Here is a 23,957-nt window from a genome sequence, read left to right on the forward strand (position 1 = left end):
TGCGGGCTTGCCAAGCCGCGCAAACCGCGCAAGTCCCGATGGGGCCTTAACTGCGCGCCGACGCCTGCTGCGCCAGCAGCGGCGACTGCGGCAAAAAGCGGAAGGCCAGGCAGCCGAGCATCAGCATGCCCGCGACAAACAGCATCACATACTGGTAGATCTCGCCGCCGTGCTGCTGCGCGTACGACGCGACGATGCCCGAGAGCCACTGCATCAGCGCCACACCCAGGAACATCGCCATCGTGTAGACCGACAGCGCGCGGCCGGTGGTCTCCTTGGGGTAGGAGGAGCGCACATCGGCGTACTGCAGCACCGAGTAGCCCGAGGCCAGGCCCATGAACATGATCAGCGCCACGGTGGCCGCCGCATGGTGCACAAAGGCCAGCGCGCAGAAGGTGCAGGCCATCACCGCCGCCCCGGCGATGATGCGGCGCCGGCGCCGGGCCGGGCCCGGATCGAGCCGGCCAAAGACCGAGGGCGTGAACAGCGAGATCATCGAGACGATCAGGGCCACGTTGCCAGTCGCCACCAGCGAGAAGCCATAGCGGTCGATCAGCATGGGGCTGAGCCAGAGCCCGCGCACCGTCAGAAACGAGGCATAGCCCACCATACCCATGATGGCGATCGCCCAGGTGTGCGGCACCAGCAGCAGGCCGCCAAAACCCTTGACGGCGGTGAGCCAGCTGGGCTTGGGCAGGTCATCGCTGGGCAGGTGCGGCTCGTGCACGCGCAAAAAGATCGCTATCCAGGACAGCGCGCAGAGCACCGCCAGCAGGCCAAAGCCCCAGCGCCAGCCGTAGTGCTGCACCAGCCAGGCCAGCGGCGTGCCGGTAAACAGCAGGCCCAGGCCGCCCACGCCCATGCCGACGCCGGACATGAACGCAAAGCGGTCGCTCGGGAAATGGCGCGCAATGAACATCGTGCAGGCCAAAAACGCCGGCGAGCAGCCAATGCCGATCAGCAGCTGGCCCAGCATCAGCCCGTGGTAGCTGGGCGCAAGCGCCGAGATCAGCGAGCCGGCAATGGCCAGCGGGAAGGCGGTGAGCACGGTCTTGCGCAGGCCATACAGGTCCATGCCCACGCCCATGAACAGCTGCGTGACGCCAAACGACAGGCCGAACAGCCCGGCAAAGGCGCCCAGCGACTCGGCCGACAGCCCGAAATCGGTGCGCAGCCCATCGGCAATGATGGAGGTGACGGTGCGGAAGGCCTGGCTCAGCGAGAAGGCCGACAGCAAGGTCAGCAGCATGGCCCAGAGCAGGGTGGACGAGGGTGCCGCGGGGCGCCCGGTGGGGGAGGGTGTAGGTGGAACCGGCATGGCTGAGAGTGAGCGAAACAAGCCAGGGCCAGAAGGTGCCGGTCCTATTGGAGTCGCTAACATAACCCTTGATACGCCGCTCTCAAGCCTTGCCGTACGTTTGTACTGTCTGCGGCTTGATGCCTCGTCTCAACCGCTAACCTTCGGTTTGCTGGGTGATGTAAGCGCCTCTTAATATGCGCCATTGGCCAGCAGGGGGCTGGCGCGGCTTGTTATATGCGCCTGTCACTATAGAGGACTCTGGCCGGCTCTGCACGGCGCGGTGTCACTTGGGGCAACCCTGGGTGGACTGGCGGGCCGCCGTGCCTCAGAGGTGGGTGCGCAGCGTCCAGATCTCGGGGAAGAGCACGACGTCGAGCATTTTCTTCAAGTAACTCACGCCGCCGGTGCCGCCGGTGCCGCGCTTGAAGCCGATCACGCGCTCGACGGTGGTCAGGTGGCGGAAGCGCCAGAGCCGGAAGGCATCCTCGATATCGGTCAGCTTCTCGCCCAGCTGGTACAGATCCCAGTACTTGTGCGGATCGCGGTAGACGGTGATCCAGGCCTGCTGGACCCCTTCGCTCTCGGCGTAGGGCTGGGTCCAGTCGCGCTGCAGCGCCTCGGCCGGCACGGCAATGCCTTCGCGGGCCAGCAGCTGCAGCGCAATGTCGTAGAGCGAGGGCGACTCGTAAGCCGCCTGCACCTGGGCCAGCAGGTCTGCCCGGTGTGCATGGGGCTTGAGCATGGTGGCGTTCTTGTTGCCCAGCGAGAACTCGATGCTGCGGTACTGCGCGCTTTGGAAGCCGCTGGAGTTGGCCAGGTAGGGGCGCATGGCCGTGTACTCGGGCGGGGTCATTGTCGAGAGCACGGTCCAGGCATTGACCAGCTGCTCCATGATGCGCGAGACGCGCGCGAGCATCTTGAAGGCCTCGGGCTTGGTATTGTCTGCCGGATTGGCCATGGCCTGCATGGCGGCGCGCAGCTCATGGAGCATCAGCTTCATCCACAGCTCGCTGGTCTGGTGCTGCACGATGAACAGCATCTCGTCGTGCGCGGGCGACAGCGGGTGCTGGGCGTTGAGGATCTCGTCCAGGTGCAGGTAGTCGCCATAGCTCATGTCTTTGCTGAAATCGAGCTGGGCGCGCTCTTCATGCACAATGGATTCGGGCTTGCTGGGGGTGTCTCGCATGGTGTGTGGGGCAGTGCAAGCGGCGTCAATTGCAGCGCAAGAATGGCACTGCACAACCGGGCCGCAAGGCCTAAAGTGGCTGCATCGATTGTACTGAGGTGATTCGCATGAAACCGTCTGTCCCATCCACACCCAGCGCCACTTCTGACACCCCTGCGGCGCGCGGTGCTGCCGCGTTAGCTGCCTCCCGCGCGCAGCAAACCCTGGCCGATCCGCGCTGGGCCGATGTACAGGGCCGCCAGGCCGCAGCCGATGGCCGCTTTGTCTATGCGGTGCGCAGCACCGGCGTTTTTTGCCGGCCCTCCTGCAGCTCGCGCCTGGCCAAGCCCGAGAACGTCAGCTTTTTCGACACTGCAGCGCAGGCCCAGGCCGCCGGCTACCGCGCCTGCAAGCGCTGCCAGCCCGAAGCGGCGGCCAAGCCCGGCCATGCGGCGTTGATGACCCAGCTCTGCGACTGGATCGCCAGCGCCGAAGACGAGCCCAGCCTGGCCGAGCTGGCCGAGCGCGCCGGCATGAGCCCCTTCCATCTGCAGCGCGTCTTCAAGGCGGCCGTCGGCGTATCGCCCAAGGCCTATGCCAAGGCCCAGCGCCGCCAGCGCCTGCAAACGGCGCTGGGCGATGCGCAAGAAGCGCCCCGCGTCATCGATGCGATCTTTGATGCCGGCTTTGCCAGCACCGCGCAGCTCTACCGCGACAGCCAGGCCGTGCTGGGCATGACCCCGCGCCAGTACCGCACAGGGGGCGCCGCGCAGCAGATCCGCTTTGGCGTGGCCGAATGCAGCCTCGGCCCCATCCTGGTGGCCGCCACCGCGCAGGGCATTTGCGCGATCTTGCTAGGCGACGATGCCGATGCGCTGGTGCAGGACCTGCAGCAGCGTTTTCCCAAAGCCCAGCTGGCCGGGGGCGACGCAGCCTTTGAGCGCTGGATGGCCCAGGTCATCGGCTTTGTCGATGAACCCACGCGCGGCCTGGCGCTGCCGCTGGATGTGCGCGGCACCGCGTTTCAGCAGCAGGTCTGGCAGGCGCTGCGACTGATTCCCGTCGGCAGCACCGTCAGCTACAGCGAGCTGGCGCGCAAGCTGGGCATGCCCCAGGCCAGCCGCGCCGTTGCTGGCGCCTGCGCGGCCAATGCGATTGCCGTGGCCATTCCCTGCCACCGCGTGGTGCGCAATGACGGCGGCCTCTCCGGCTACCGCTGGGGCGTGGACCGCAAGCGCGCGCTGCTGCAGCACGAGGCCGAGCTGGCACCGCAGGCGCCACGGGTGGCGCGCCATGGCTAAGCGCACGGCCAGCGCTGCACAGGTTGCATTGCCGCTGGATGCCGAGGCCAGCGCGCCGCTGTTGCAGCCCACCGCCCCCGCAAAACCCGATGCAGATGGCGCAGATGTAGCCAGTGAGGCAAGCCTGCAGCGCTACGACTGGGCCGCTGTGGGCAGCGAGCTGAACCGCCAGGGCTGGGGCCTGCTACCAGGTTTGCTGGATGCCGCGCAATGCCAGCAGATGGCCGCGATGTATGGCGAAGCGGCGCATTTTCGCAGCCGCATCCAGATGCAGCGCCACGCCTTTGGCCGGGGCGAGTACCAGTACTTTGCCTACCCGCTGCCAGCGCTGCTGCAGGCTCTGCGCACGGCACTCTATGCCCGCTTGCAGCCCGTGGCGGAGCAATGGCGCGCGCAGCTCGCAGCCGCCGCGCCGCCTTGGCCTGCGCAGCATGCGGCCTTGCTGGCGCAGTGCCATGCAGCCGGCCAGCGGCGGCCCACACCGCTGCTGCTGCGCTATGGCGCGGGCGATTACAACTGCCTGCACCAGGACCTGTATGGCGCGCTGGTGTTTCCGCTGCAGGTGATTGTGCTGCTGTCGCAGCCGGGCGAGGATTTTGACGGGGGCGAGCTGGTGCTGACCGAGCAGCGCCCCCGCATGCAGTCGCGCGTGCAGGTGCTGCCGCTGCAGCGCGGTGATGCGGCCATCATTGCGGTGCGCGAGCGGCCGGTACGAGGCACGCGCGGCAGCTACCGGGTGCAGCACCGGCATGGGGTGTCCACGGTACTGCGCGGGCAGCGCCACACGCTGGGCATCGTGTTCCACGATGCGGAGTAAACACTGAAACAGCCCTGACTTTATCGCCCGCAGTCCATCCTCTATAGTGGGGATCCACGGCCGCCGCCGCCTTCTACCGACCCCGCCATGCCCCTGCCACTGACGACCCAAGTCGCCCTGCCTGCCAACTACCGCCCGCAGGACATGCTGGCCCTGCATGCCCGCGATGCCTTGCAGGCGTCCGAGAAGGTCGAAGGGTTGCGTGTCAGCAAGGGCTTGGTCTGGCAGGGGCAGCCTGCGCTGCTGCAGCTGGAGATGGTGGACGGCGCGTCCCGCGCGGTCGCCAGCTTGGCAGTCGATGGCACTGCGCCTACTGGCAACGACCCCGCTGCACTCGATGCGATGCTGGCGCGCATGCTGGGCCTGGGTGATGGGGCGGACCAGCTGGCACTGCAGCATGGCAAGCACCCGGTGCTGGGCCCCTTGCTGCTGGGCCAGATGGGCTTGCGTGTGCCCGCCAGCAGTAGCCCGTTTGAGGCGCTGGTCTGGGCCATCACCGGCCAGCAGATCAGCGTGGCAGCGGCCATTGCGCTGCGCAGGCGCCTGATTGCGGCAGCAGCGGTGCAGCACAGCAGTGGCATGCTCTGCCACCCCGATGCCGCCGCGCTGGCGGCGCTGACGCCCGAACAACTGCGCGCGGCGGGCTTTTCGGTCAGCAAGATCGCTACCCTGGAGCGCGTCTGCGCCGCTGTGCTGGATGGCAGCCTGCCACTCGATGCCTGGGCCGCCCAGCCCTTGCAGGCGCAAGATGCCCAGGCGATTGAAGATGCGCTATTGGCCATCAAGGGCATTGGCCCCTGGACGGTGCATTACGCCTTGCTGCGCGGCTTTGGTTGGCTGGATGGCAGCCTGCATGGCGATGTGGCGGTGCGCAATGCGCTGGCCCGCTTGCTGGATGTGCCCAGCGTCTCGCAGCGCGAGGCCGAGCAGTGGCTGGGTGCGTTCGCGCCCTGGCGGGCACTGGTGGCGGCCCACCTCTGGGCCAGCCTGTCGGCCAAAAGCTACTGAGGACTGGCCGCAGCCACCTGCAGCGCATCGCCACTGGCCGGGCGCAGCAGGCCCAAAACCACCAGGGCCGAGACCGTGGCTATCGCCGCCAGCACATACATAAGCTGTGCAAAGGCCTGGCCATAGGCCTTTTGCAAATCTGCTGCCGCACCCGGCTGGGCGGGCAACCGGGCCAGCGCCTGGCGCAGCTCGCCCATCGCCAGCTGCTGGGCGGCCGTTTGCAGGCTGGCCCCATCCAGCGCCGCGGGCAGATGCGGGCTGATCAAACCGGCCAGCAGGGCGGTCACCATCGCCAGCGCTATGCCTTCGCCGGCCACCCGCACGGTGCTGAAAATGCCGGTGGCCATGCCCGCGCGCTCCCGGGGCACCAGGCTCACCGACAGCCCATCCATCAGGCCCCAGGGCAGGCCCGCACCGCAGCCGATCAGCAAGAGCGGCAGCACCCGCGCCATGCCACCCGCATCCACAGGCACCTGCGCCAGCCACACCAGGCCGCCAGCCGCGATCAGCAAGCCAGCGGCAGAAATAGGGCCGGCGTGGAACCAGCGCGTGAGCCAGGCTGCGGCCAGCGGCACCACCAGCATCGGGGCCGACAGCGCCAGCATCCACCAGCCCGCCGCCACCTCGCTGTAGCCGGCAATGCCGATCAGCTGCAGCGGCAGCAGCACCAGCAGCACCACATAGCAGTAGCAGGTCGCAATGGGCAGCACCTGCACACCGATAAAGCGCGGGTAGCGGAACAGGCTCAGGTCCAGCATGGGCCGGGCCACGCGCCGCTCCACGGCGATAAAGAGCAGCAGCGCCGCGATGGATGCCAGCAGCAGTGCGATGACCTGCGGACTGCGCCAGCCCAGCGCGGCGGCCTGCACCATGCCCAGCGTCAGCAAGGCCAGCATGCTGGTGAACAGCAGCGCACCGGGCCAATCCAGCCCCTGGGCCTGCGGGTCGCGCGACTCGCGCATCGCCCCCATGCCCACCAGCAAGGCGACCAGGCCCAGGCCAGCGCAGAGCGCAAAACCGGCCTGCCAGCCGGCTTGCTCGATCAGCCAGCCCGTCAGCAGCGGGCCAAAGGCCAGGCCGGTGCCGAAGGTGGTGCCCAGCAGGCTAAAGGCCTGGGCGCGCTGGGCCGGCGCAAACTCCTGCGCCAGCGCGGCCGTGCCGCCGGCCAACGTTGCAGCTGCGGCCACGCCTTGCAGCGCACGCAGCAGGTCAATCTGCCAGACGCTGCGCGCCAGCACCAGCGCCAGGCCGGCCAGGCAGAAGGTCGACAGGCCCAGCAAAAAGAGCCGCTTGCGCCCCCACTGGTCGGCCAGCGCGCCGGCGGCCATCAGGCAACTGCCAAAGCCCAGCATGAAGGCATTGGTGATCCAGCCCAGGCTGGTGGCGCTGCCGCCCAGTGCGCGGCCAATTGCCGGCGTGGCCACGGCCCCGCCAGAAAAACTCAGCGGCAGCACCAGCGCTGCCAGACAGACGGATGCCAGAACCATCCAGGGCCCGCGCCAGGCGGCGGGTAAAACACGGTGCATAGCCAACTCCTGCAAAAACACGCTGTGGAGCTTAATGAGGAATGAATCGCCGATAAACAGGCCAATCGTTGTTTGATTAACAACCAAAATTCCGTAATATGCGCGCATGGACAACCTCAACCACATCGCCGCCTTTGTGCAGGCGGCCGAGCGCCGCAGTTTTGTGGCCGCCGCCCGCGCCCTGGGCATCTCCGCGTCTGCCGTTGGCAAAAGCGTGGCCAAGCTGGAGGCGCAGCTGAGCACGCAGCTGCTGGTGCGCACGACGCGGCGGGTGTCGCTGTCGCATGAGGGCGAGCTGATGTACACGCACTGGCGCCGCATTCTGGATGACCTGCAGGATGCGCAGGCGCTGCTGTCGAGCACCCAAAGCAGCCCCCGGGGCCTGTTGCGCATAGGGCTGCCCACCATTGGCTACCGCTTTTTGCTGCCGGTGATTCCAGACTTCCGTGCGCGCTATCCGGACATTGAGCTGGACCTGGACTTCAACGACCGGCTGGTGGATGTGGTTGAGGCGCGCCTGGATGCGGTGATCCGCAGTGGGGTGCTGGCCGACTCCAGCCTCAGCGCCCGGCGCCTGGGCCTGTTCCGCTTTGTGCTCTGCGCATCCCCCGCCTATCTGGCGCAGCGCGGCCGGCCCCAGCGGCTCGAGGACCTGGCGGCGCACGACTGCCTGCGTTTTCGTTTTCCCACCTCGGGCAAGCTGCAGCCCTGGCAGATGGGCGGTGACACGGCCGAGGCACAGCAGGATGCCGCAGCCCACCCGCCGGCGCTGACCTGCAACAACATGGAGGCCTTGCGCGGCGCGGCGATCGCCGGCCTGGGCATCGCCTATATGCCCGATTTTCTGGCCCGCGACGCGCTGGCCGATGGCAGCTTGCAGACGGTGCTGGACGACTGTCTGACCTATTCCGGTCAGTTCAGCATCCTCTGGCCTTCGGGCCGGCTGATGTCGCCGCGCCTGCGCGTGTTTGTGGACTTTGTGGCCGAGCGGCTGTTCCAGCCACCGTCGCCATAAAGCCCATCGAGGCCAGGCGCAGGGGCATCAGCCGCCGTGTGCCGGAGCTGCCACCAGCAGGATGAAATGCGCAACGCCCCGGCCTTCGTTGGCAAAGTGGTGCTCGGTGTCCATCGCCAGCTGGGCGCTGTCACCCGCCTGCAGCAGCACCGAATCAGTACCGGTGAAGACGCGCAGGCTGCCGGTCTCGACATAGAACACCTCGCGTGTGCCCGGGCGGTGCGGCGCGAAGTGGCTGGAGCTCTGGCCGGGCGGCACCGCATAGTGCAGCAGCTCGAGCCCCGGCAGCGGGCGGGCCAGCGCCAGGCGCACGATGCCGGTGTCCTCATGCACAAAGCGCGCATGGTCGCCCGCGCGGGTGATCTGCGCCGGGGCAGGGCTTTGCACCAGGTCGCTCAGCTCGCAGCCCAGGCCGCGCGCAATGGCCATGGCGTTGCGCAGGCTCACGCTCAGTAGCCCCCGCTCCACCCGGGACAGCGCCCCGGAAGTTACGCCACTGGCCTGGGCCAATTGGTCCAGGGTGATGGCCAGCTGGGCGCGGCGGGCGCGCACCGCCAGGCCGAACTGCAGGTCGGAGTCCGCGCTGGGTGGGGAGTTTTCAGTCGACATGGATTGACGATATTTCGTGTGGGAAATATTATTTACCTATATGCAATTTCAACAAGAGCTCTCCCAATGTACCTGTTATTGAGTGCGTCGCCGGTCCTGGCCGTTATCGCCGGGTTGCTGCTGGGCCTGCGCTCGCTGTATGCGGCGCTGATCGGCGTGGCGTTGGCGCTGGTCGGCTGTGTGATGGCGTTTCCGCTCAGCGCGCCCGCAGCGCTGCAGGCCCTGGCCAGCTGGATGCCGGTGCTGGTCGAGGTGCTGCTGATTGTTGGCGGGGGCCTCTTGCTGTCCGAAGTGCTGCGCGCCGCCGGCGCGCAAAAGGCGCTGGCGCAATGGGTGATGGGCCGCACCGGCGAAGGCATGGGTGCGGTGTTGCTGGTGGTGCATGGGGTCACGCCCTTTGCCGAATCGCTGACCGGCTTTGGCATTGGCATCACGATTGGCATTCCACTGTTGGTGCACAGCGGTTTGCCGGCGCGCAAGATTGCGCTGATTGGCCTATTAGGCCTGTGCGCCGTGCCCTGGGGTTCGATGGGCCCGGGCACCTTGGTTGCCGCGACGATGGCCGGGCTGTCATTTGACGCGCTGGGCGTGGCCTCGGCGGCAGTGAGCGTGATCCCGATGGTGGTCGTGGGTGTGGCCGCCGCAGGGCTGGCCAGTGCGCCGGGCCGGCGTGCGGGGGCTATGCTGCAGGGCGCGCTGTCGGGCCTGTTGCTGGCACTGGCCATTGGGCTGAGCAATGCGGTGGTAGGTACCTCAGCCGCCGGAGCGCTGGGCGCCTTGCTGATGACCGTGCTCTGGCTTTGGTTGGGCCGGCGGGGCGCAGGCGCTTTTGCGGGCGATGCCGCTGCGCCGCTGGGCCCTCTGGGCTGGCGCGCGCTGGCCGCCTATGGCTTGCTGCTGCTCGGTGTGCTGGTGGCAGGGGCCGTGCTGCGGGCCTTGCAAGCTGCGGGCGCCTGGCATCTGCTGGCGTCACCGGCCTTGTGGCTGTTTGTGGCGGCGGCCTGGTTTGCGCGTGGCCTGCCAGCGCCCAGCAGCCTGCAGCGGGTGTGGCAGTCCTGGCGCCAGGTGGCGCCCGTGACGGGGCTGTTCATCGTGCTGGGTGTCGTGATGGCGGTATCTGGCATGGCCGCGCAACTGGCCCATGCCTTGGCCCAGGGCGGCAGCGCCTATGTGTTTGCTGCGCCTTTTGTCGGCGCGCTGGGCGGCTTTGTGACCGGCTCCAACACGGGGGCGAATGCGATGTTTGCCGCTACCCAGGCCGAGATTGCGCAGGCCTTGGGCGTCGCGGTGCTGCCCTTTATGGCGGTCCACAATGTCAGCGCGGCGCTGCTGCTGATGGCATCGCCCGGCAAGGTGGAGATGGCCTGCCAGCTGGTGTCCGGGACGGCACAGACTGAGCGCGCCTGGGTGCAGTCCCAGGTGCTGCTGGTCACCGGGCTGGCGGTGCTGCTGATGGCGGTGCTGAATGTGCTGCTCAGCGCCGTGCTGCAGCAGCCTTAGGCGCCAGTGTGGCCACCAGTTCGGGCAGCTGTGGCTGGGTCTGGCGTGCGGAGGTGTTGCTGAGCCAGCGGCCCAGGTGCTTGCGCTGGCAGACCTGCAGCTCGCTCAGCAGTGCATGGCTGGGGTCGGGGATATGCCAGCGGCTGCGCAGATCGGCCTGCATGCGCAGCAGCAAATGGGCGGTCATCTCGGCATCGGCCAGCGCCCGGTGGGCCTTGTCGGCCGGCGGCAGTTGCAGATGGCGCACGATCTTGCCCAGCGAGTGGCTGGGCGCCTCGGGGTAGAGGCGGCGCGACAGCAAGACCGTGCAGGCAAACAGGCTGCCGACAGGCGCCGCGGCCGGGCTGGCCGCGCAGCCTGCGCGCTCGAGCTCATCCAGCCAGAACTTGCTGTCAAACGATGCGTTGTGTGCGACCAGCGGCGCCGTGCCGACAAAGTCTGCTGCCTCGCGCATCACCTGCTCAGCGGGCGCTGCCGCCTGCAGCATCGCTGTGGTGATACCGGTCAGTTGCGTGATAAAGCTGGGCATGCGCTGGCCGGCATTCATCAGGTTCTGGTAGCGGTCCACAATGCGGCCGTTCTCGACCATGACAATGCCGACCTCGGCCGCACGCGCGCCATGCGCCGGGCTCATGCCGGTGGTTTCAAAGTCGAGAATGGCGATGCGTTCGGACATGGCGGGGCGGGTGCTGGAGGTGCTCGGCAATCAGGTCACCGCATGGATGCGGTTGAACTCGGGCTTTTGCCATTCGCCCGATTCCAGCACCTGGCGCAGGTGCTCGACCGCGTTCCACACGTCTTCAAAACGGGTGTAGAGGGGGGTGAAGCCAAAGCGCAGAATGTCCTTGTGCGGGCCGTTGCCGCCGTCGCCCTTGCGGAAGTCACCGATGACGCCCCGGGCAATCAACGCCTGCACGATGGCGTAGGCGCCGCTGCCCTGGCCGTCCACGCCCGCGCCGTCGTCGCGCGTCAGGCACACCTGCGAGCCGCGCGCAAAGATATCGCGCGGCGTGGCCAGGCCCAGGCCGTAACCGGCGCAGCGGGTCTCCACCAGCTCGATGAACAGGTCGGTCAGCGCGATGGACTTGCGGCGCAGCGCCGTCATGCCGCCGTATTTCTCGGCTTCGGTAAAGATGTCCAGGCCGCACTGCAGCGCCGACAGCGCAATCATCGGCTGGGTGCCGCACATATAGCGGCGGATGCCGGCAGCTGGCTGGTAGTCGCTGGTAAAGGCAAACTGCTCGGCATGGCCAAACCAGCCCGACAGCGGCTGCCAGAACTTGTCGGTATGGCGCGCATGCACCCAGACAAAGGCCGGGGCGCCGGGGCCGCCATTGAGGTATTTGTAGCTGCAGCCCACCGCGTAGTCGGCGTTGGCGGCGTTCAGGTCCACCGGCACGGCGCCGGCGGCATGGGCCAGGTCCCAGACGGTCAGCACGCCCTGGGCATGCGCATCGCGCGTGACCTGGGTCATGTCGTGCATATGGCCGGTGCGGTAGTTCACGTGGCTGAGCAGCAGCACGGCGACGTCGGTGGTCAGGCAAGCGGGCAACTCTTCGGGCTCGATCAGCACCAGCTCCAGGTTGTGCTGCTTGCACAGTGACTCGGCGATGTACAGATCGGTGGGGAAGTTGCTGCGCTCGCTGATGACCTTGGTGCGCGGCGCCGGGTCGGAGAACTCCTGCTGTGACAGGCGGATGGCCGCGCTCAGCACCTTGTAGAGGTTGACCGAGGTCGTGTCGGTGAACACGACTTCGCCGGGCTTGGCGCCTATCCAGGGCGCAAACTGGTCACCCAAACGTTGGGGCAGGTCGATCCAGCCGGCATCGTTCCAGCTGCGGATGAGGCCCTGGCCCCATTCACGCTGCACCACATCGGCCACGCGCGCGGCCGTGGCCTTGGGCAGTGGGCCCAGCGAGTTGCCGTCCAGGTAGATCACGCCGTCGGGCAGGTCGAACAGATCGCGCAGCGGTGCCAGCGGCTCTTGCTGGTCAACGTCGCGGCAGGCTTCCAAGGTGGTCATGGCTATGTCTCTTTGTCAGTGGTGGCGGGCAGGCGCTGGTGGGCCAGGCGCCTGCCGCAAGGGATGGGGTGGTTCAGACCGAGGCCTGATTGTAGGTGCCGGGCAGCGCGCGCAGCACGGCGCGCACCGGCGAGGCATCGGCCTGCACGAGCTTGAGCGGCAGCGCGATCAGTTCGTAATCGCCCTCGGGCACGGCGTCCAGCACCAGGTTCTCCAGCACACGCATGTCGTGGCGGCGCACGGTCTGGTGGCTGGGGAGGGCCTTGCTGTCGGCCGGGTCGATGCTGGCGGTGTCAATGCCGATCAGGCGCACACCCAGCGCAGCCAGGCGCTCCACGGTCTCGGCCGCGTAGCCCGTCAGGCCCGCATCCCACTGGGTTTGCGGCATCTGCTGGTAGGTGCGCACCAAAACGCGCGCAGGCAGGTCGTCGCTTATCGCGTGTTCGATGTGCTGCCACTCGATCAGCGGGCCGCAGCCAATCGCATGGACCACGCGGCAGCGGCCCAGGTAGGGCGCCAGATCGACCTGGCCGATGGTCGCGCCATCGGGGGCGTAGTGCAGCGGCGCATCGGCGTGGGCCCCTGCATGTGGGGTGCTGGTGATGCTGGCCACATTGACCGGGCAACCCGGCCCGATGCTGGCCACCCATTGCTGCTGGTAGGGCGTGTCGCCGGGAAACACCGGCATGCCGACGTAGACGGGCGGTGAGATGTCCCACAGGGTTGGCGCGGAGTGAGGCGTGTTTGGCATAGCTATGCAATGTATCAGCGCTTGCGGTACCAGATCAGGTAGACGGCGGTCATTACCAGCAGCATGGGCACGCCGATCAAGGTGGTCATGTGGAACACATCGGTGAAATAGGTGGTGATGATCACGGCCAGCATCAGCACGGCGCCCAGCAGGGTCAGCACCGGAAAGCCCCACATGCGGAACTGCAGGCGCTCGCCCGGATGCTCGCGCTGCCAGCGGCGGCGGAAGAAGAGGTGGGTGACAAACACCATGAACCAGGCAAACATGGCGCCGAACATCGAGATCGACATCATCAGGGTGAGCGACTCCTCGGGCTTGAGCACGTTGAGCACCATGGCGACCGCCATGCCCAGGCAGGAGATCGCAATTGCGCCCATCGGCACGCCCCGGCTGTTGACCTTGCCCAGCGCTGCCGGCGCGTAGCCGCCGCGCGAGAGGCTGAACATCATGCGCGAGGTGACATAGAGCTGCGCATTCATCGCCGAGAGGCTGGCGACGAGCACCACAAAATTGAGCACGCTCGCCGCGCCGGGAATGCCGACGATCTCCATCACCTTGACGAAGGGGCTCTTGTCGGTGCTGGCATGGCTCCAGGGCACGATGGCCAGCATCAAAGCCAGCGACAGCAGGTAGAACAGCACCAGGCGCAGCACCGTGGTCTTGAACGCCGAGGTCACCGCCTGGCGCGGGTTCTGCGCCTCACCGGCGGCAATCGCGATCGACTCCAGGCTGAGGTAGCTGAAGATGGCGATGATCACCCCCACCCAGGTGCCCCACCAGCCATTGGGGAAAAAGCCCCGGTCCGCGGTGTAGTTGGAAAAACCCACACCTTCGGGCCGCGAGCCGAACACCACATAGGCGCCGATCAGGATAAAGGCGACGATGGCCACGACCTTGACCATGGAGAACACATACTCCATCTGCCCAAAGGCCTTGACGCTGGTGGCATTGACGGCCGCCAGCACGACCGAGAACAGCGCCACCCAGACCCATTGCTCCACCTCGGGGAACCAGTACTTCATGTACTTGCCAACCGCGGTGACCTCCATGCCCACCGCCAGCACCACGGCCGCCCAATAGGCATAGCGCACCACAAAGCCGGCCAGCGGGCTGAGGTAGTGCTCGGCATAGGCGCCGAACGAGCCGCTGGTCGGGTGCGCGACGGTCATCTCGGCGAGGCACCCCATCAGCAAGAGGCCAATGAGCGCGCCGATGGCGTAGCTGATGAGCACGCTGGGCCCGGCAAAGCCGATGGCAAAAGCGCTGCCCATGAAGAGGCCGGTGCCGATGGCGCCGCCAATGGCGATCATCGTCATTTGGGCTGCAGTGAGTTGCTGCAGCAGCCCGCGTTCGCGGCGGGCAATCGATTCAAAAGGGGACACGGGTTTTTGCTTGTTGTGGCTGGGGTGGCGCTGGGGCGGCTTTGCGGGCCGCTGGTGCGCGGGGAAGGTGGGGATTTTAGGATTTGTGGGAAATCCATGTCGCTTGTTTGTGCCATGGCTGTTAGATGGGCATTTATCTTTGCAAGTTATTGCTGGCCGGGTTTCGCCCCGGCGGGCGAGGTACTTTTCTTGCGCTGCCAAGAAAAGTACCCAAAAGAAGGCTGCCCCTGCTGCTTGCGACCCTTCGCTTTGCGAAGGGCAACCTGTGTCGTGGCGTTTGCGGGGTGTGCCGCGAAACTCACTACGCGCCGTAGGCGCTCCGTTCAAACAGACGCGGCAAGCTAGTTGACGATGCACTGGCACTCTGCGGTGCCAGCGCCACCCCGCAAACACCACGCCCCAGGCGCATGCAAAAGGGGGAGGGCGAACACCCCAGCAGTCAAATACCATTAGGCCATCGCTGCGCTCGGCCGGGTTTGGGTGCCGAGCGCAGCGATGGCACACGTCTGCTCAGTTTCCCTTCTGAATGCGCCGAGGAGCACAGGGTATGGGCTGGGCAGTTGCACCGCAGAGTGCAACTGCATCGTGAACTGGCTCACCGCGTCTGTTTGAACGGAGCGCCTCTGGCGCGTAGTGAGTTTCGCGGTGCAGCCCATACCCGAGCACCACAGGTTGCCCGTAGCGAAGCGAAGGGACGCAGTCAGCAGGGCGACCTTCTTTTGGGTACTTTTCTTCGGCCGGCGATCCGGGGTCGCCAAGAAAAGTACCTCGCCCGCCGGGCGAAATCCGGCCAGCAAAATTCAATCAAACAGCAGTCGCTAAAAAGTATCAATAAAGCAGAGCAGCCAGCTCAACGAGCACCACAAACCACATCCCAACTCAACCCAAACTTCTGCAAATACTTGCGCAACCGATCCGCATCATTGACCACCGCCCGCTGCGCCCGCGAAGCCTGAAACAACTGCCTCCCCGCTTCTGACAAACTGCCAGATGAACGACACACCCGCACCACTGACGCCAACTGCATCCGGTCAAACAAATCCATGGCCTCGATGGCATCGCCAGGCAACAAGGCCTCCAGCGCTACTTCAGCAGAACCATCGACAGACGAGGCCACAGCCTCCGGCCGCTGCCACAGCCACTGCAAGCGCCCAATCTCCGCCTCCACCTGATCCTCGGTGATACGACCACTGGTCGACAAGGTGGCCAGCCGCGTCACGCTCGCGTGCAGATCGCGAAAATTGCCGCTCCACAGCGCTTGCGGGCTCTGGGCGAACTGCAGGTAGCGTTTGCGCGCCTCGGCGTTGAAGCGCTCGGTGCGGTGGGTTTGCTGGGCATGCTGCACCAGCAGGTGGTCGATGTTGGGCTCGATGTCTTCGCTGCGCTGGGCCAGGCCGGGCAGGTTGTAGGTCCAGAGGTTGATGCGGGCAAACAGGTCTTCGCGAAAGCGGCCGGCGCTCACCTCCAGGCGCAGGTCGCGGTTGGTGCCTGCGATCAGCTGGAAGTCGCTGCTCACCTCCTTGTCCGAGCCCATGGGATAAAAGCGCTTTTCCTCGATCGCCATCAGCAGCATGGCCTGCTCGTCAGCGCCCAGCTCGCCGATTTCGTCGAGAAACAGCAGGCCCTGGTCTGCGGTGCGCAGCAGGCCGGCGCGCTCGGTGGCAGCGCCGGTGAACGCCCCTTTCTTGTGGCCGAACAAGGTGCTGGCGGCGCTGTCGCCGCGCAAGGTGGCGCAGTTCACTTCGACAAAGGCGCCGCTGAGCTGGTGGCGTGCCTTTTTCAGCTCGTACATGCGGCGCGCCAGGAAGGACTTGCCCGCGCCCGTAGGCCCCACCAGCAGCATGGGCGCCTGCGAGCGGCCTGCCACCTGCTCGATCTCGGCGATCAGCTGGTTGAAACGCGGGTTGCGGGTGGGGATGTGGCTTTTGAGAAAGGCCACCGCATCCTGCTGGGCCTGCGCATGGCGGGTGGCCAGCGCGTCGTAGCGCGACAGGTCCAGGTCGATCAGCGCATAGTTGCCCGCCGCGCCATCGATCTGCCGCTTGGGCGGCGAGGCCTGCAGGATCACGCCGGGGATCGTGCGCGATTCGGCCAGCAAAAACAGGCAGATCTGCGCCACATGGGTGCCCGTGGTGATGTTGAGCCAGTACTGGGCCTGGTCGCTGTCGAAGTGGTAGCTGCTGGTCCAGTCGTAGAGCGCGCCATAGACCTCTTCAAAGTCCCAGGGGTCGTGGATCGGCAGCTCCACCAGGTGGACTTCGGTCTCGGGGCTCACGGTGGCGATGTCCTTTTGCACCAGCCGCGCCAGGTCCACATGCGCGCACGTGTAGAGCAGCTCCATGCGGGCCACCACCATGTCCTCATGCTGCGTGATGGCCACCGAGGGGCGCCATTTGCTCCAGCGGCCTGCGCCGCGGCCACTGTCGAGCTGGGTGCCGAGAAAGCCGATGACGGTGATGGGTTTCATGCGAGTGCGATCTTGAAGACGATTCCATATTCTAAATAGATTAGATAAAAAGATAAAAATAGCGAGACGATGGTGAAGTGGGAATTGGTGGTGGTGTGAAAATTTATATTTAAATCAATAAGTTAATTTCGTGCGAGTGCTGGATATAAAAGTTGGCACGCTTTTGGCAATAAACCTAACAAGCGCCACGTGGCGTGCGTTGGGGAAAGCAGAGCAGGGTCTCTGCTTTCCCGAGGCGTTGAATGAACAAGAAAGAAGAACACCATGGTCAACCTGCAACTGTTTCAAACCTACAAGGGCTCCCAGCTGGCAACGGCGGATGCCACCAACCAATCGGGTATGGCGGCCTATGCATTTGGCCCGCAGCACCAGCTGGCGCAAATGGCGCTGACCGGTTGCCTGGGCCAGACTTTTTATGCCAGCCCGCAGGACCAGCTCTCGCAACTGATGGACGTGCTGGCCAAGGTCGAAGCGCCTTTTATTGCCAAGACGGCCATCTATGCCCGTGAGCGTGGCTATATGAAGGACATGCCTGCCACCTTGGCGGCGGTGCTGGCCGTGCGTGATGTCGAGCTGCTGGCACAGATCTTTCCCCGCGTGGTGGACAACGGCAAGATGCTGCGCAATTTTGTGCAAATCCTGCGCAGCGGAGTGCTGGGGCGCAAGTCGCTCGGCACCCGGCCCAAGAAGCTGGTGCAGCAGTGGTTGCTGACGGCGACGGAAAAGCAGTTGCTCAACGCCGCCATCGGTAACCAGCCCTCGCTCGCCGATGTGGTCAAGATGGTGCACCCCAAGCCCCAGGAGGCCTGGCGCGCCGCTTGGTTTGCCTGGCTGATTGGCAAGTCGTATGACGAAGCCAGCCTGCCACCCATCACCTTGGCGTTCGAGCGCTTCAAGCGTGCCGTGGCCCAGGGCCAGATGCCCGAGCAGGTGCCGGAGGTGCCGTTCCAGATGCTGACCGCGCTGGGCCTGGGTGCGCAGCAATGGGCGCAGATTGCAAGCCAGGGTTCGTGGCAGATGATGCGGCAGAACCTGAACACCTTGGCACGCCATGGTGTGTTCGAGCTGCCTGGTATGGCTGAGCGCGTGGCCGCCAAGCTGCAGGATGCGGCAGCCGTGGCCAAGGCCCGTGCCATGCCTTACCAGCTGCTGGCGGCCTACCAGGCTGCGGGCCAGCAGGTGCCGGCTGCCGTGGCAGAGGCGCTGCAGGATGCGATGGAGCTGGCAACGGCCAACGTGCCGCAATTTGCGGGCCGGGTCGCCGTCTGCCCTGATGTCTCTGGTTCCATGCACTCGTCGGTGACGGGTTACCGGGCCGGTGCCACCAGCGCGGTGCGCTGCATCGATGTGGCTGGCCTGATGGCGGCTGCCGTGCTGCGCAAGAACCGCGAGGCGCGCGTGCTTCCCTTTGAATGCAAGGTGGTGCCGCTGTCGCTCAACGGCCGTGATTCGGTGATGACCAATGCCAGCCGCCTGGCGGCTGTGGGCGGAGGCGGTACGAATTGCAGTGCGCCGCTCAAGCTGCTGGCCGATGAAAAGGCGGCCGTGGACCTGGTGATCCTGGTCTCGGACAACGAGTCCTGGGTGGATGGCAAGCGCTCGGGTGCGACGGAGACGATGCAGCAATGGGCGCGCATCAAGCAACGCAACCCCGCTGCCAAGCTGGTGTGTATTGACATCCAGCCGTATGCGACGACGCAGGCGCAGGAGCGTGCCGATATCTTGAATATCGGTGGTTTCAGCGATGCGGTATTTGATGTGGTGGCCCGTTTTGCCGAAGGCAAGCTGGGTGCCGCACATTGGGTGGGCGAGATCGAGCAGATCGTGCTGCCCGCCCAGTAAGCTGTGTTTTATCTGCTGTTGGCGAATGCCGGTGTGACTACATTCCAAAACTGTTGCGTCACACCACCTTCTGGTCGCCAACGGTGGATACCGACAATGAATAAGGTTTAAAAGGTTTGGGTGGCTTGCGGCGAATGCCGGTGAAATTACAGCCTTTAACGCTCGAGGGAGCAGGTTCGAGTCCTGCCAACGCAAGTTGTAGCTCATGGGTAGAGCACGAAAAATATTTCACCTTTTTAGTCGCTGCAGGTGGCCCATCTGTACAAGATTTTTGGTTTGCGCGAATGCTGGCAAGACTACATCCGGAACGCCGGGGGTTCGAATCCTCAGCCGGGAAACCGGTGTGGCAGTTGTCTTGCCGACCCTGGTCGCGCTTTTTTTGGGATAGTGTTTTTGGGAAGGTTTGCATCGCTGGCTGCGAATGCCGGTGGAACTACATTGGAATCCGGCGATGCGGGTTGGAATCCCGCCAGGTTCTTTGAACCTGTAGCTCAGTGCCTGAGCTCCGGAAGTGTTTCACCAAACCCTGGTCGCAGCCCAGAGGTGCTCACCGTGTCACCCCTACCAAGTCATCGCTGTCGTACAGCGGTGTGAAGATAAAGAAGAGAGCTAAGAGATGTCGCAATACAACGAAATGCAAGTGCCTAATGGCGTGCCCGTGAAGATGTGGACCAATGGCGTGCCGGTCGAGGCCGAAGCGCAGAACCAGCTGGCCAATATCTCGCGCCTGCCGGTGGTGTTCAAGCACGTGGCGGTGATGCCTGATGTCCACTTGGGGATAGGTGCCACCATCGGCTCGGTGGTGCCTACGCTCAAGGCCATCATCCCGGCGGCGGTGGGGGTGGACCTGGGTTGCGGAATGATGGCCTGCAAGACCACGTTGACGGCCAGCGATCTGCCCGACAACCTGGCGCCGATCCGCGCTGCGATCGAGCGGGCGGTGCCGGTGGGGATGACGCCCAAGCGCTATGGCCGCGACAAGGGAAGCTGGGAGACGCCGCCTGAGGAAACCGATGCCGCCTGGACGGGCCTGGTCAAGGAGTTCGACGAGATCTGCGAAGCGCACCCGCGCATCAAGAACACCAACAACTACAAGCACCTGGGAACCCTGGGGTCCGGTAACCACTTCATTGAAGTCTGCCTGGACGAGAACCAAGCCGTGTGGATCATGCTGCATTCGGGCTCGCGCGGGGTGGGGAACGCCATTGGCACCCACTTCATCGAGCTGGCCAAGAAGGATGCCGAGCTGCACCAGCGCAACCTGCCCGATAAGGACCTGGCCTACTTTGAAGAAGGCGCCGCCTACTTTGGCGACTATGTCAAAGCGGTGGGTTGGGCGCAGAAGTTTGCGCGTGCCAACCGCGAGGTGATGATGGTTCGCGTGATCCATGCCTTGAAGAAGGTGATCACCAAACCGTTCGAGACGCACCTGGAAGCGGTGAACTGCCACCACAACTATGTGCAACGCGAGACGCACTTTGGCCAGGAGGTGTTTGTGACCCGCAAGGGCGCGGTGAGCGCACGCCAGGGTGAGCTGGGCATCATCCCGGGAAGCATGGGGGCCAAGAGCTTTATCGTGCGCGGTAAAGGCAACCCCGAGAGCTTCAACAGCTGCAGCCACGGTGCCGGTCGCACGATGAGCCGGACCAAGGCCAAGAAGCTGTTCACCGTCGAGGACCAGATGCGCGCCACCGAAGGCGTGGAATGCCGCAAGGACGCCGAGGTGATCGACGAGATCCCCATGGCCTACAAGGATATCGACGCGGTGATGGCGGCGCAAAGCGACCTGGTGGAGGTGGTGTACACGCTCAAGCAGGTGGTGTGTGTGAAGGGGTAAAAAGGGGGCGGCCATGGGGCCGCAACCCTGAGGAGAAGGGTGATGAAGAGCAATAAGCAACGTCGACACGAGATCAAGCAGCGCCGTTGGGCGCGCATGGAGGCGCAGCGTGAAGCAGCGTTACGCCCAGCCATGCCGCATGGCGCCTTGGCTGCTGATGTGCAGCGCCTTGAACTGATCCACGGCGCGCCTTTTTGGCTCCCCGGTTACTACGTCGATATCAGCTACCGCTGCTGTGATTGCGGCGCCGCCTGTGTCTGGACCGCGCAGGACCAGAAATGGTGGTACGAGCAAGTGCAAGGCAGCCTGTATGCCAGTGCCAGCCGCTGCAAGGACTGCCGTGCGCGGCACCGCGCCTGGCGCCAAAGCCATTGCGATGCGGCCGAGATGGCAGCCTTGCGTGCGCTATGGCGTGCCCGCCCCGACGCGTCTGCCCGTGCCCGTGTGCATGCCGCCTTGCAGTCCAAGGCGCCGGATCTGCGCAGCCTGGCAGCGCAGGCCCTCGCCTGGTGGTGGGTGCAGTTTGGTGACAAGCCCGCGCATGCGCAGCTGGAGGCGCTGAGCCTGGAGCGCAGCTGGGCGCCGCGTATCGACCGCATCTTGCGGCGCCAGGTAGAGCTGCGTCCCGGTGTGCATCGCGTCTGCCGAGTAGTGGCCTATCCCCGCGTGACCATGGGCGCTGCGCTGTCCGGTCACTGAGCCAGCGCAGGTAAATCAGAAGAAGAAAACAGAGAGAGGGAAACGATTCCAATGCAAATCGCAAGCCAATCCATAGAAAAGGGCCTGGTCGAGATCGACGGCTCGCAAGGCGAGGGCGGTGGCCAGATGCTGCGCACGGCGCTGGCGCTGTCGGTCATCACGCAAAGGCCGCTGGCGATGCACAGCATCCGGGCCAGGCGCTCCAAGCCGGGGCTGATGCGCCAGCACCTGGCCTGTGTGCAGGCCGCGCAGACCATCAGCGATGCGCAGCTGTCGCCCATCGCTGCGGGCGTGACGGAGCTGCAGTTTGCGCCGGTGACGCTCAAGGCCGGGGACTACCGCTTCCCGATCTCGGGCGCGGGCAGCGCCATGCTGGTGCTGCAGACGGTGCTGCCGGCGCTGCTGATGGCCGATGGCGCGAGCACGGTGCAGTTGGCGGGCGGCACGCACAACCCGCTGGCGCCCAATTTCCACTTCATTGAACGCGCCTATGCGCCCTTGGTGGCGCGCATGGGGGCAGGCCTGGATATGCGGCTGCGCCGCTTTGGTTTTTACCCGGCGGGTGGTGGCGAGGCGCTGGCCTGCATCAGCCCGGCAGCGCAGGGTTTGCAGCCTTTTGACCTGCTGGCGCGCGGCATGCTGCAGCATGTGTCGGTGGAGGCGGTCTGCGCGGCCGTGCCGCGCGGCGTGGCGATGCGCGAGTTTGATGAGCTGGCGCGGCTGACCGGTTGGGACCGGCGCGCGATGGAGCTGCTGCCGGTGGACCAGGAGGAAGGCCCGGGCAATCTGCTGCAGGCCACCTTGCGCTATGACCATGTCACCGAGCTGTTCTGGTGCCTGGGCGCGCATGGCGTCTCGTCCGAAGCGGTGGCGCGCAAGCTCTGCCAGGACCTGCGCGATTACCAGAAAAAGCCCGATGCTGCCGTTTGTGCCTACCTGGCCGACCAGCTCTTGCTGCTGCAGGCGCTGGCCGTGTGGCAAAGCGGCCAGCCCGCTGCCTTTAGCTGCAGCGAGGCCAGCGCGCACCTGCACAGCAATATGGCGGTGATTGCGCAGTTTCTGCCGCTGCGCATGTCGATTGAAACAGCCAGTGCGCCGGTGGTGCGGATCGCTCCGCTCTAGCGCCGATGTAGCGCAACGCATCGGGCGGTGGGAGGGCTGGCTAGTACAGCCCGCCTTCCAGCGCCGGCATGCCATGGCGCAGGCGTGCCTTGTTGCAGGCCTCGCTGCCGGTGGCAAACTCCCGGCAGGGCGAGGGGCGCCATTCATAAATGCCGCAGGCGGCTTGCTGGCCGATGGTGCCGGTCAAGGCCGCGCAGCGCGGGCGGGCATAGTCGGTGCCGCGCATGCGGCTGGTGGTGTCGTTGACCTCTTCGGCCAGGCCCGAGGGCACACGCCCCCCGTTGCTGTCGCATTCATGGACCGAAAAATCAACGCGAAAGCTGGCGCAGCAGGCGCCGCAACTGAGGCAGGGATGGGACATGGGGCATGGGCGTTGTTTGGGGGCTATTGTAGTTTTGCGCCGCTGAACGCCACAAAAAAGCCCGCTGGGTGAGCGGGCTCGGGTGGGCACGGCGAGTGCCAAACTTATTTGGCGGCCAGCGCTTGCTTGATCCAGCCATCAAACTTGGCCTGGTTGTTCTTGATCCAGCTGTCCACATGGCGCTGGATATCGGCAGTCTTGTTTTCGCCGTTGCGCATCAGCAGGTTCTGGGCGGTGATGTCTTCAATGGGCACCTGCATGGTGGCAAACAGCTTGGCGGCGGCCGGGTTGGCGTCGGTCCATTTTTTGTTCGCGAGGATGTACTGGTTGTTCACCTTGAAGCCATAGTTCTTGCCGTTGGGCAGGCGGGTGTCGTCATCGCCCTTGGCATTGGGGATATTGGGCACCTGCAGCCAGACGACATCCTGGCCGGGCTTGAGCACGCCGTTGACCCAGTAGGGGGTCCAGACATAGTAGAGCACCGGCTTGCCCGATTGGTAGCGGGCGATGGTGTCGGCAATCAGCGCCGCATAGTTGCCCTGGCGGTGGGTCACGCTGCCTTCCAGGCCCAGGCCCTTGAGGTGCTTGTTGATCGCCAGCTCGCAGCCCCAACCGGGGTTGCAGCCGGTCAGATCGGCCTTGCCATCGCCATCGGTGTCAAACAGCTTGGCGATCTTGGGGTCCTTGAGCTGCATGATGTCGGTGATCTTGTACTTCTCGGCCGTGGCCTTGTCGATCAGGTAGCCCTGGGCTGCATTGGTCGAGAACATGCCCTCACGGTAGAAGACCTTGGCGCCGCCATTGCGCTCATAAAACTCCTGGTGCAGCGGAATCCAGTGGTTGGCCATAAAGGTGGCATCGCCCTGGCCGACCACCACGTGCTCGGTGCCGTTCTCCAGCCCCTTGGGGTCCTTGACGGTGTAGCCCAGCTTTTCCAGCGCGCGCGAGACGATCAGGGTCTGGAACATCTCTTCATCCACGGTGCCCAGCAGCGGCAGCACATCCTTGCCCTTGCCGGGCAGGTCTTGCGCCTGGGCGATGGGCACCCAGGCCATCAAGGAGATGGCGGCGGCGCAGGCCAGGTGGATGGGGCGATTGAGGCGGTTTTTATCAGTCATGGTCTTCTCCTTGGATGGATACGCGATGCACCAGAGGTGCACCGAGAGGGAACATGGGCAGCCCTGGGGCAAGACGGCGCCCGGGCCGGCCGGTGGTGCCGGGTGGTCTGTGTG

The 23,957-nt window shown here is 65.4% G+C and carries 20 protein-coding genes; 9 read left to right on the plus strand and 11 right to left on the minus strand.

Annotation, left to right across the window (positions count from 1 at the left end; all coding sequences use genetic code 11):
• Nucleotides 1–46: 46 nt before the first annotated feature.
• Nucleotides 47–1,318 carry an MFS transporter gene (locus tag N4T19_RS22510; RefSeq protein WP_116924869.1) on the minus strand — a complete coding sequence of 424 codons (1,272 nt, stop codon included), beginning with the start codon at nucleotides 1,316–1,318 and terminating at the stop codon, nucleotides 47–49.
• Nucleotides 1,319–1,625: 307 nt separating this feature from the next.
• On the minus strand, nucleotides 1,626–2,486 hold the full coding sequence (gene kynA / locus N4T19_RS22515) for a tryptophan 2,3-dioxygenase (RefSeq protein ID WP_116924870.1): 861 nt from the start codon (nucleotides 2,484–2,486) through the stop codon (nucleotides 1,626–1,628).
• A gap of 107 nt (nucleotides 2,487–2,593) precedes the next feature.
• Between kynA and ada the strand changes: the two genes are divergently transcribed.
• The 3 genes from ada to N4T19_RS22530 all read left to right on the plus strand — a co-directional run bounded on the left by ada (nucleotide 2,594) and on the right by N4T19_RS22530 (nucleotide 5,591).
• A complete protein-coding gene (gene ada, locus N4T19_RS22520; RefSeq protein WP_260719048.1) occupies nucleotides 2,594–3,766 on the plus strand; it encodes a bifunctional DNA-binding transcriptional regulator/O6-methylguanine-DNA methyltransferase Ada in 1,173 nt (390 codons plus the stop codon).
• Nucleotides 3,759–4,583, plus strand: coding sequence for a 2OG-Fe(II) oxygenase (locus N4T19_RS22525; RefSeq protein ID WP_260719049.1), 825 nt, complete (start codon nucleotides 3,759–3,761; stop codon nucleotides 4,581–4,583). The genes ada and N4T19_RS22525 overlap by 8 nt, the downstream gene beginning before the upstream one ends.
• Before the next feature lie 87 nt (nucleotides 4,584–4,670).
• Nucleotides 4,671–5,591, plus strand: coding sequence for a DNA-3-methyladenine glycosylase 2 (locus tag N4T19_RS22530; protein WP_116924873.1), 921 nt, complete (start codon nucleotides 4,671–4,673; stop codon nucleotides 5,589–5,591).
• On the opposite strand, the gene N4T19_RS22535 is transcribed toward N4T19_RS22530, so the two are convergent.
• A complete protein-coding gene (locus tag N4T19_RS22535) occupies nucleotides 5,585–7,117 on the minus strand; it encodes an MFS transporter (RefSeq protein ID WP_260719050.1) in 1,533 nt (510 codons plus the stop codon). The two genes, N4T19_RS22530 and N4T19_RS22535, sit on opposite strands and share 7 nt — an antisense overlap.
• A 106-nt stretch (nucleotides 7,118–7,223) precedes the next feature.
• Between N4T19_RS22535 and N4T19_RS22540 the strand changes: the two genes are divergently transcribed.
• Nucleotides 7,224–8,132: a LysR family transcriptional regulator gene (locus tag N4T19_RS22540; protein ID WP_260719051.1), complete on the plus strand. Its 909-nt coding sequence runs from the start codon at nucleotides 7,224–7,226 to the stop codon at nucleotides 8,130–8,132.
• Between the two features lie 27 nt (nucleotides 8,133–8,159).
• Here the strand turns inward: N4T19_RS22540 and N4T19_RS22545 are convergent, their stop codons facing one another.
• A complete protein-coding gene (locus tag N4T19_RS22545; RefSeq protein ID WP_182345202.1) occupies nucleotides 8,160–8,741 on the minus strand; it encodes a helix-turn-helix domain-containing protein in 582 nt (193 codons plus the stop codon).
• A 66-nt stretch (nucleotides 8,742–8,807) separates the two neighbouring features.
• Here N4T19_RS22545 and N4T19_RS22550 point away from each other — a divergent pair, with 66 nt between their 5' ends.
• Nucleotides 8,808–10,241, plus strand: a complete 1,434-nt coding sequence (locus N4T19_RS22550; protein ID WP_260719052.1) for an L-lactate permease — start codon at nucleotides 8,808–8,810, stop codon at nucleotides 10,239–10,241.
• On the opposite strand, the gene N4T19_RS22555 is transcribed toward N4T19_RS22550, so the two are convergent.
• The 5 genes from N4T19_RS22555 to rtcR form a co-directional block, all read right to left on the minus strand.
• Nucleotides 10,216–10,917: a 3'-5' exonuclease gene (locus tag N4T19_RS22555; RefSeq protein ID WP_182345204.1), complete on the minus strand. Its 702-nt coding sequence runs from the start codon at nucleotides 10,915–10,917 to the stop codon at nucleotides 10,216–10,218. The two genes, N4T19_RS22550 and N4T19_RS22555, sit on opposite strands and share 26 nt — an antisense overlap.
• 30 nt (nucleotides 10,918–10,947) lie before the next feature.
• Nucleotides 10,948–12,264 (minus strand): kynureninase, encoded by a 1,317-nt coding sequence (gene kynU, locus N4T19_RS22560; RefSeq protein ID WP_116924879.1) that lies wholly within the window; start codon nucleotides 12,262–12,264, stop codon nucleotides 10,948–10,950.
• 73 nt (nucleotides 12,265–12,337) lie between these two features.
• A complete protein-coding gene (gene kynB, locus N4T19_RS22565) occupies nucleotides 12,338–13,015 on the minus strand; it encodes an arylformamidase (RefSeq protein ID WP_260719053.1) in 678 nt (225 codons plus the stop codon).
• A 14-nt stretch (nucleotides 13,016–13,029) separates the two neighbouring features.
• Nucleotides 13,030–14,397, minus strand: coding sequence for an amino acid permease (locus N4T19_RS22570; protein ID WP_021027717.1), 1,368 nt, complete (start codon nucleotides 14,395–14,397; stop codon nucleotides 13,030–13,032).
• An 850-nt stretch (nucleotides 14,398–15,247) separates the two neighbouring features.
• On the minus strand, nucleotides 15,248–16,864 hold the full coding sequence (gene rtcR, locus N4T19_RS22575) for an RNA repair transcriptional activator RtcR (RefSeq protein ID WP_260719054.1): 1,617 nt from the start codon (nucleotides 16,862–16,864) through the stop codon (nucleotides 15,248–15,250).
• Nucleotides 16,865–17,128: 264 nt separating this feature from the next.
• Here rtcR and N4T19_RS22580 point away from each other — a divergent pair, with 264 nt between their 5' ends.
• The 4 genes from N4T19_RS22580 to rtcA all read left to right on the plus strand — a co-directional run bounded on the left by N4T19_RS22580 (nucleotide 17,129) and on the right by rtcA (nucleotide 22,364).
• A complete protein-coding gene (locus N4T19_RS22580; RefSeq protein WP_260719055.1) occupies nucleotides 17,129–18,706 on the plus strand; it encodes a vWA domain-containing protein in 1,578 nt (525 codons plus the stop codon).
• 616 nt (nucleotides 18,707–19,322) lie between these two features.
• The gene (locus N4T19_RS22585; RefSeq protein ID WP_260719056.1) at nucleotides 19,323–20,543 is read left to right on the plus strand and encodes an RtcB family protein; all 1,221 of its coding nucleotides are present in this window, start codon (nucleotides 19,323–19,325) and stop codon (nucleotides 20,541–20,543) included.
• 42 nt (nucleotides 20,544–20,585) lie between these two features.
• Nucleotides 20,586–21,242, plus strand: a complete 657-nt coding sequence (locus N4T19_RS22590) for a zinc-ribbon domain-containing protein (protein WP_260719057.1) — start codon at nucleotides 20,586–20,588, stop codon at nucleotides 21,240–21,242.
• Between the two features lie 51 nt (nucleotides 21,243–21,293).
• Entirely contained in the window at nucleotides 21,294–22,364 is a 1,071-nt protein-coding gene (rtcA, locus tag N4T19_RS22595; protein WP_260719058.1) for an RNA 3'-terminal phosphate cyclase, read from the plus strand.
• 40 nt (nucleotides 22,365–22,404) lie between these two features.
• Here the strand turns inward: rtcA and N4T19_RS22600 are convergent, their stop codons facing one another.
• Complete coding sequence (locus tag N4T19_RS22600) at nucleotides 22,405–22,725, minus strand: YkgJ family cysteine cluster protein (protein ID WP_260719059.1); 321 nt, start codon at nucleotides 22,723–22,725, stop codon at nucleotides 22,405–22,407.
• A 104-nt stretch (nucleotides 22,726–22,829) separates the two neighbouring features.
• Nucleotides 22,830–23,843 carry a glycine betaine/L-proline ABC transporter substrate-binding protein ProX gene (gene proX / locus N4T19_RS22605; RefSeq protein ID WP_260719060.1) on the minus strand — a complete coding sequence of 338 codons (1,014 nt, stop codon included), beginning with the start codon at nucleotides 23,841–23,843 and terminating at the stop codon, nucleotides 22,830–22,832.
• Nucleotides 23,844–23,957 lie beyond the last annotated feature (114 nt).

Origin of the sequence: Comamonas squillarum (assembly GCF_025309455.1) — a bacterium.
In the GTDB taxonomy this organism is placed as follows: domain Bacteria; phylum Pseudomonadota; class Gammaproteobacteria; order Burkholderiales; family Burkholderiaceae_C; genus Comamonas; species Comamonas squillarum.

Excerpts from the sequence above, each read along its gene's own strand:
- proX (WP_260719060.1), bottom strand. The coding sequence starts at position 23,843 with ATGACTGATAAAAACCGCCTCAATCGCCCCATCCACCTGGCCTGCGCC.
- N4T19_RS22590 (WP_260719057.1), top strand. The coding sequence starts at position 20,586 with ATGAAGAGCAATAAGCAACGTCGACACGAGATCAAGCAGCGCCGTTGG.
- N4T19_RS22580 (WP_260719055.1), top strand. The coding sequence starts at position 17,129 with ATGGTCAACCTGCAACTGTTTCAAACCTACAAGGGCTCCCAGCTGGCA.
- ada (WP_260719048.1), top strand. The coding sequence starts at position 2,594 with ATGAAACCGTCTGTCCCATCCACACCCAGCGCCACTTCTGACACCCCT.
- N4T19_RS22540 (WP_260719051.1), top strand. The coding sequence starts at position 7,224 with ATGGACAACCTCAACCACATCGCCGCCTTTGTGCAGGCGGCCGAGCGC.
- kynB (WP_260719053.1), bottom strand. The coding sequence starts at position 13,015 with ATGCCAAACACGCCTCACTCCGCGCCAACCCTGTGGGACATCTCACCG.
- N4T19_RS22550 (WP_260719052.1), top strand. The coding sequence starts at position 8,808 with ATGTACCTGTTATTGAGTGCGTCGCCGGTCCTGGCCGTTATCGCCGGG.
- N4T19_RS22530 (WP_116924873.1), top strand. The coding sequence starts at position 4,671 with ATGCCCCTGCCACTGACGACCCAAGTCGCCCTGCCTGCCAACTACCGC.
- rtcR (WP_260719054.1), bottom strand. The coding sequence starts at position 16,864 with ATGAAACCCATCACCGTCATCGGCTTTCTCGGCACCCAGCTCGACAGT.
- N4T19_RS22535 (WP_260719050.1), bottom strand. The coding sequence starts at position 7,117 with ATGCACCGTGTTTTACCCGCCGCCTGGCGCGGGCCCTGGATGGTTCTG.
- N4T19_RS22545 (WP_182345202.1), bottom strand. The coding sequence starts at position 8,741 with ATGTCGACTGAAAACTCCCCACCCAGCGCGGACTCCGACCTGCAGTTC.
- N4T19_RS22585 (WP_260719056.1), top strand. The coding sequence starts at position 19,323 with ATGTCGCAATACAACGAAATGCAAGTGCCTAATGGCGTGCCCGTGAAG.
- kynU (WP_116924879.1), bottom strand. The coding sequence starts at position 12,264 with ATGACCACCTTGGAAGCCTGCCGCGACGTTGACCAGCAAGAGCCGCTG.
- N4T19_RS22555 (WP_182345204.1), bottom strand. The coding sequence starts at position 10,917 with ATGTCCGAACGCATCGCCATTCTCGACTTTGAAACCACCGGCATGAGC.
- N4T19_RS22600 (WP_260719059.1), bottom strand. The coding sequence starts at position 22,725 with ATGTCCCATCCCTGCCTCAGTTGCGGCGCCTGCTGCGCCAGCTTTCGC.
- rtcA (WP_260719058.1), top strand. The coding sequence starts at position 21,294 with ATGCAAATCGCAAGCCAATCCATAGAAAAGGGCCTGGTCGAGATCGAC.
- N4T19_RS22525 (WP_260719049.1), top strand. The coding sequence starts at position 3,759 with ATGGCTAAGCGCACGGCCAGCGCTGCACAGGTTGCATTGCCGCTGGAT.
- N4T19_RS22510 (WP_116924869.1), bottom strand. The coding sequence starts at position 1,318 with ATGCCGGTTCCACCTACACCCTCCCCCACCGGGCGCCCCGCGGCACCC.
- kynA (WP_116924870.1), bottom strand. The coding sequence starts at position 2,486 with ATGCGAGACACCCCCAGCAAGCCCGAATCCATTGTGCATGAAGAGCGC.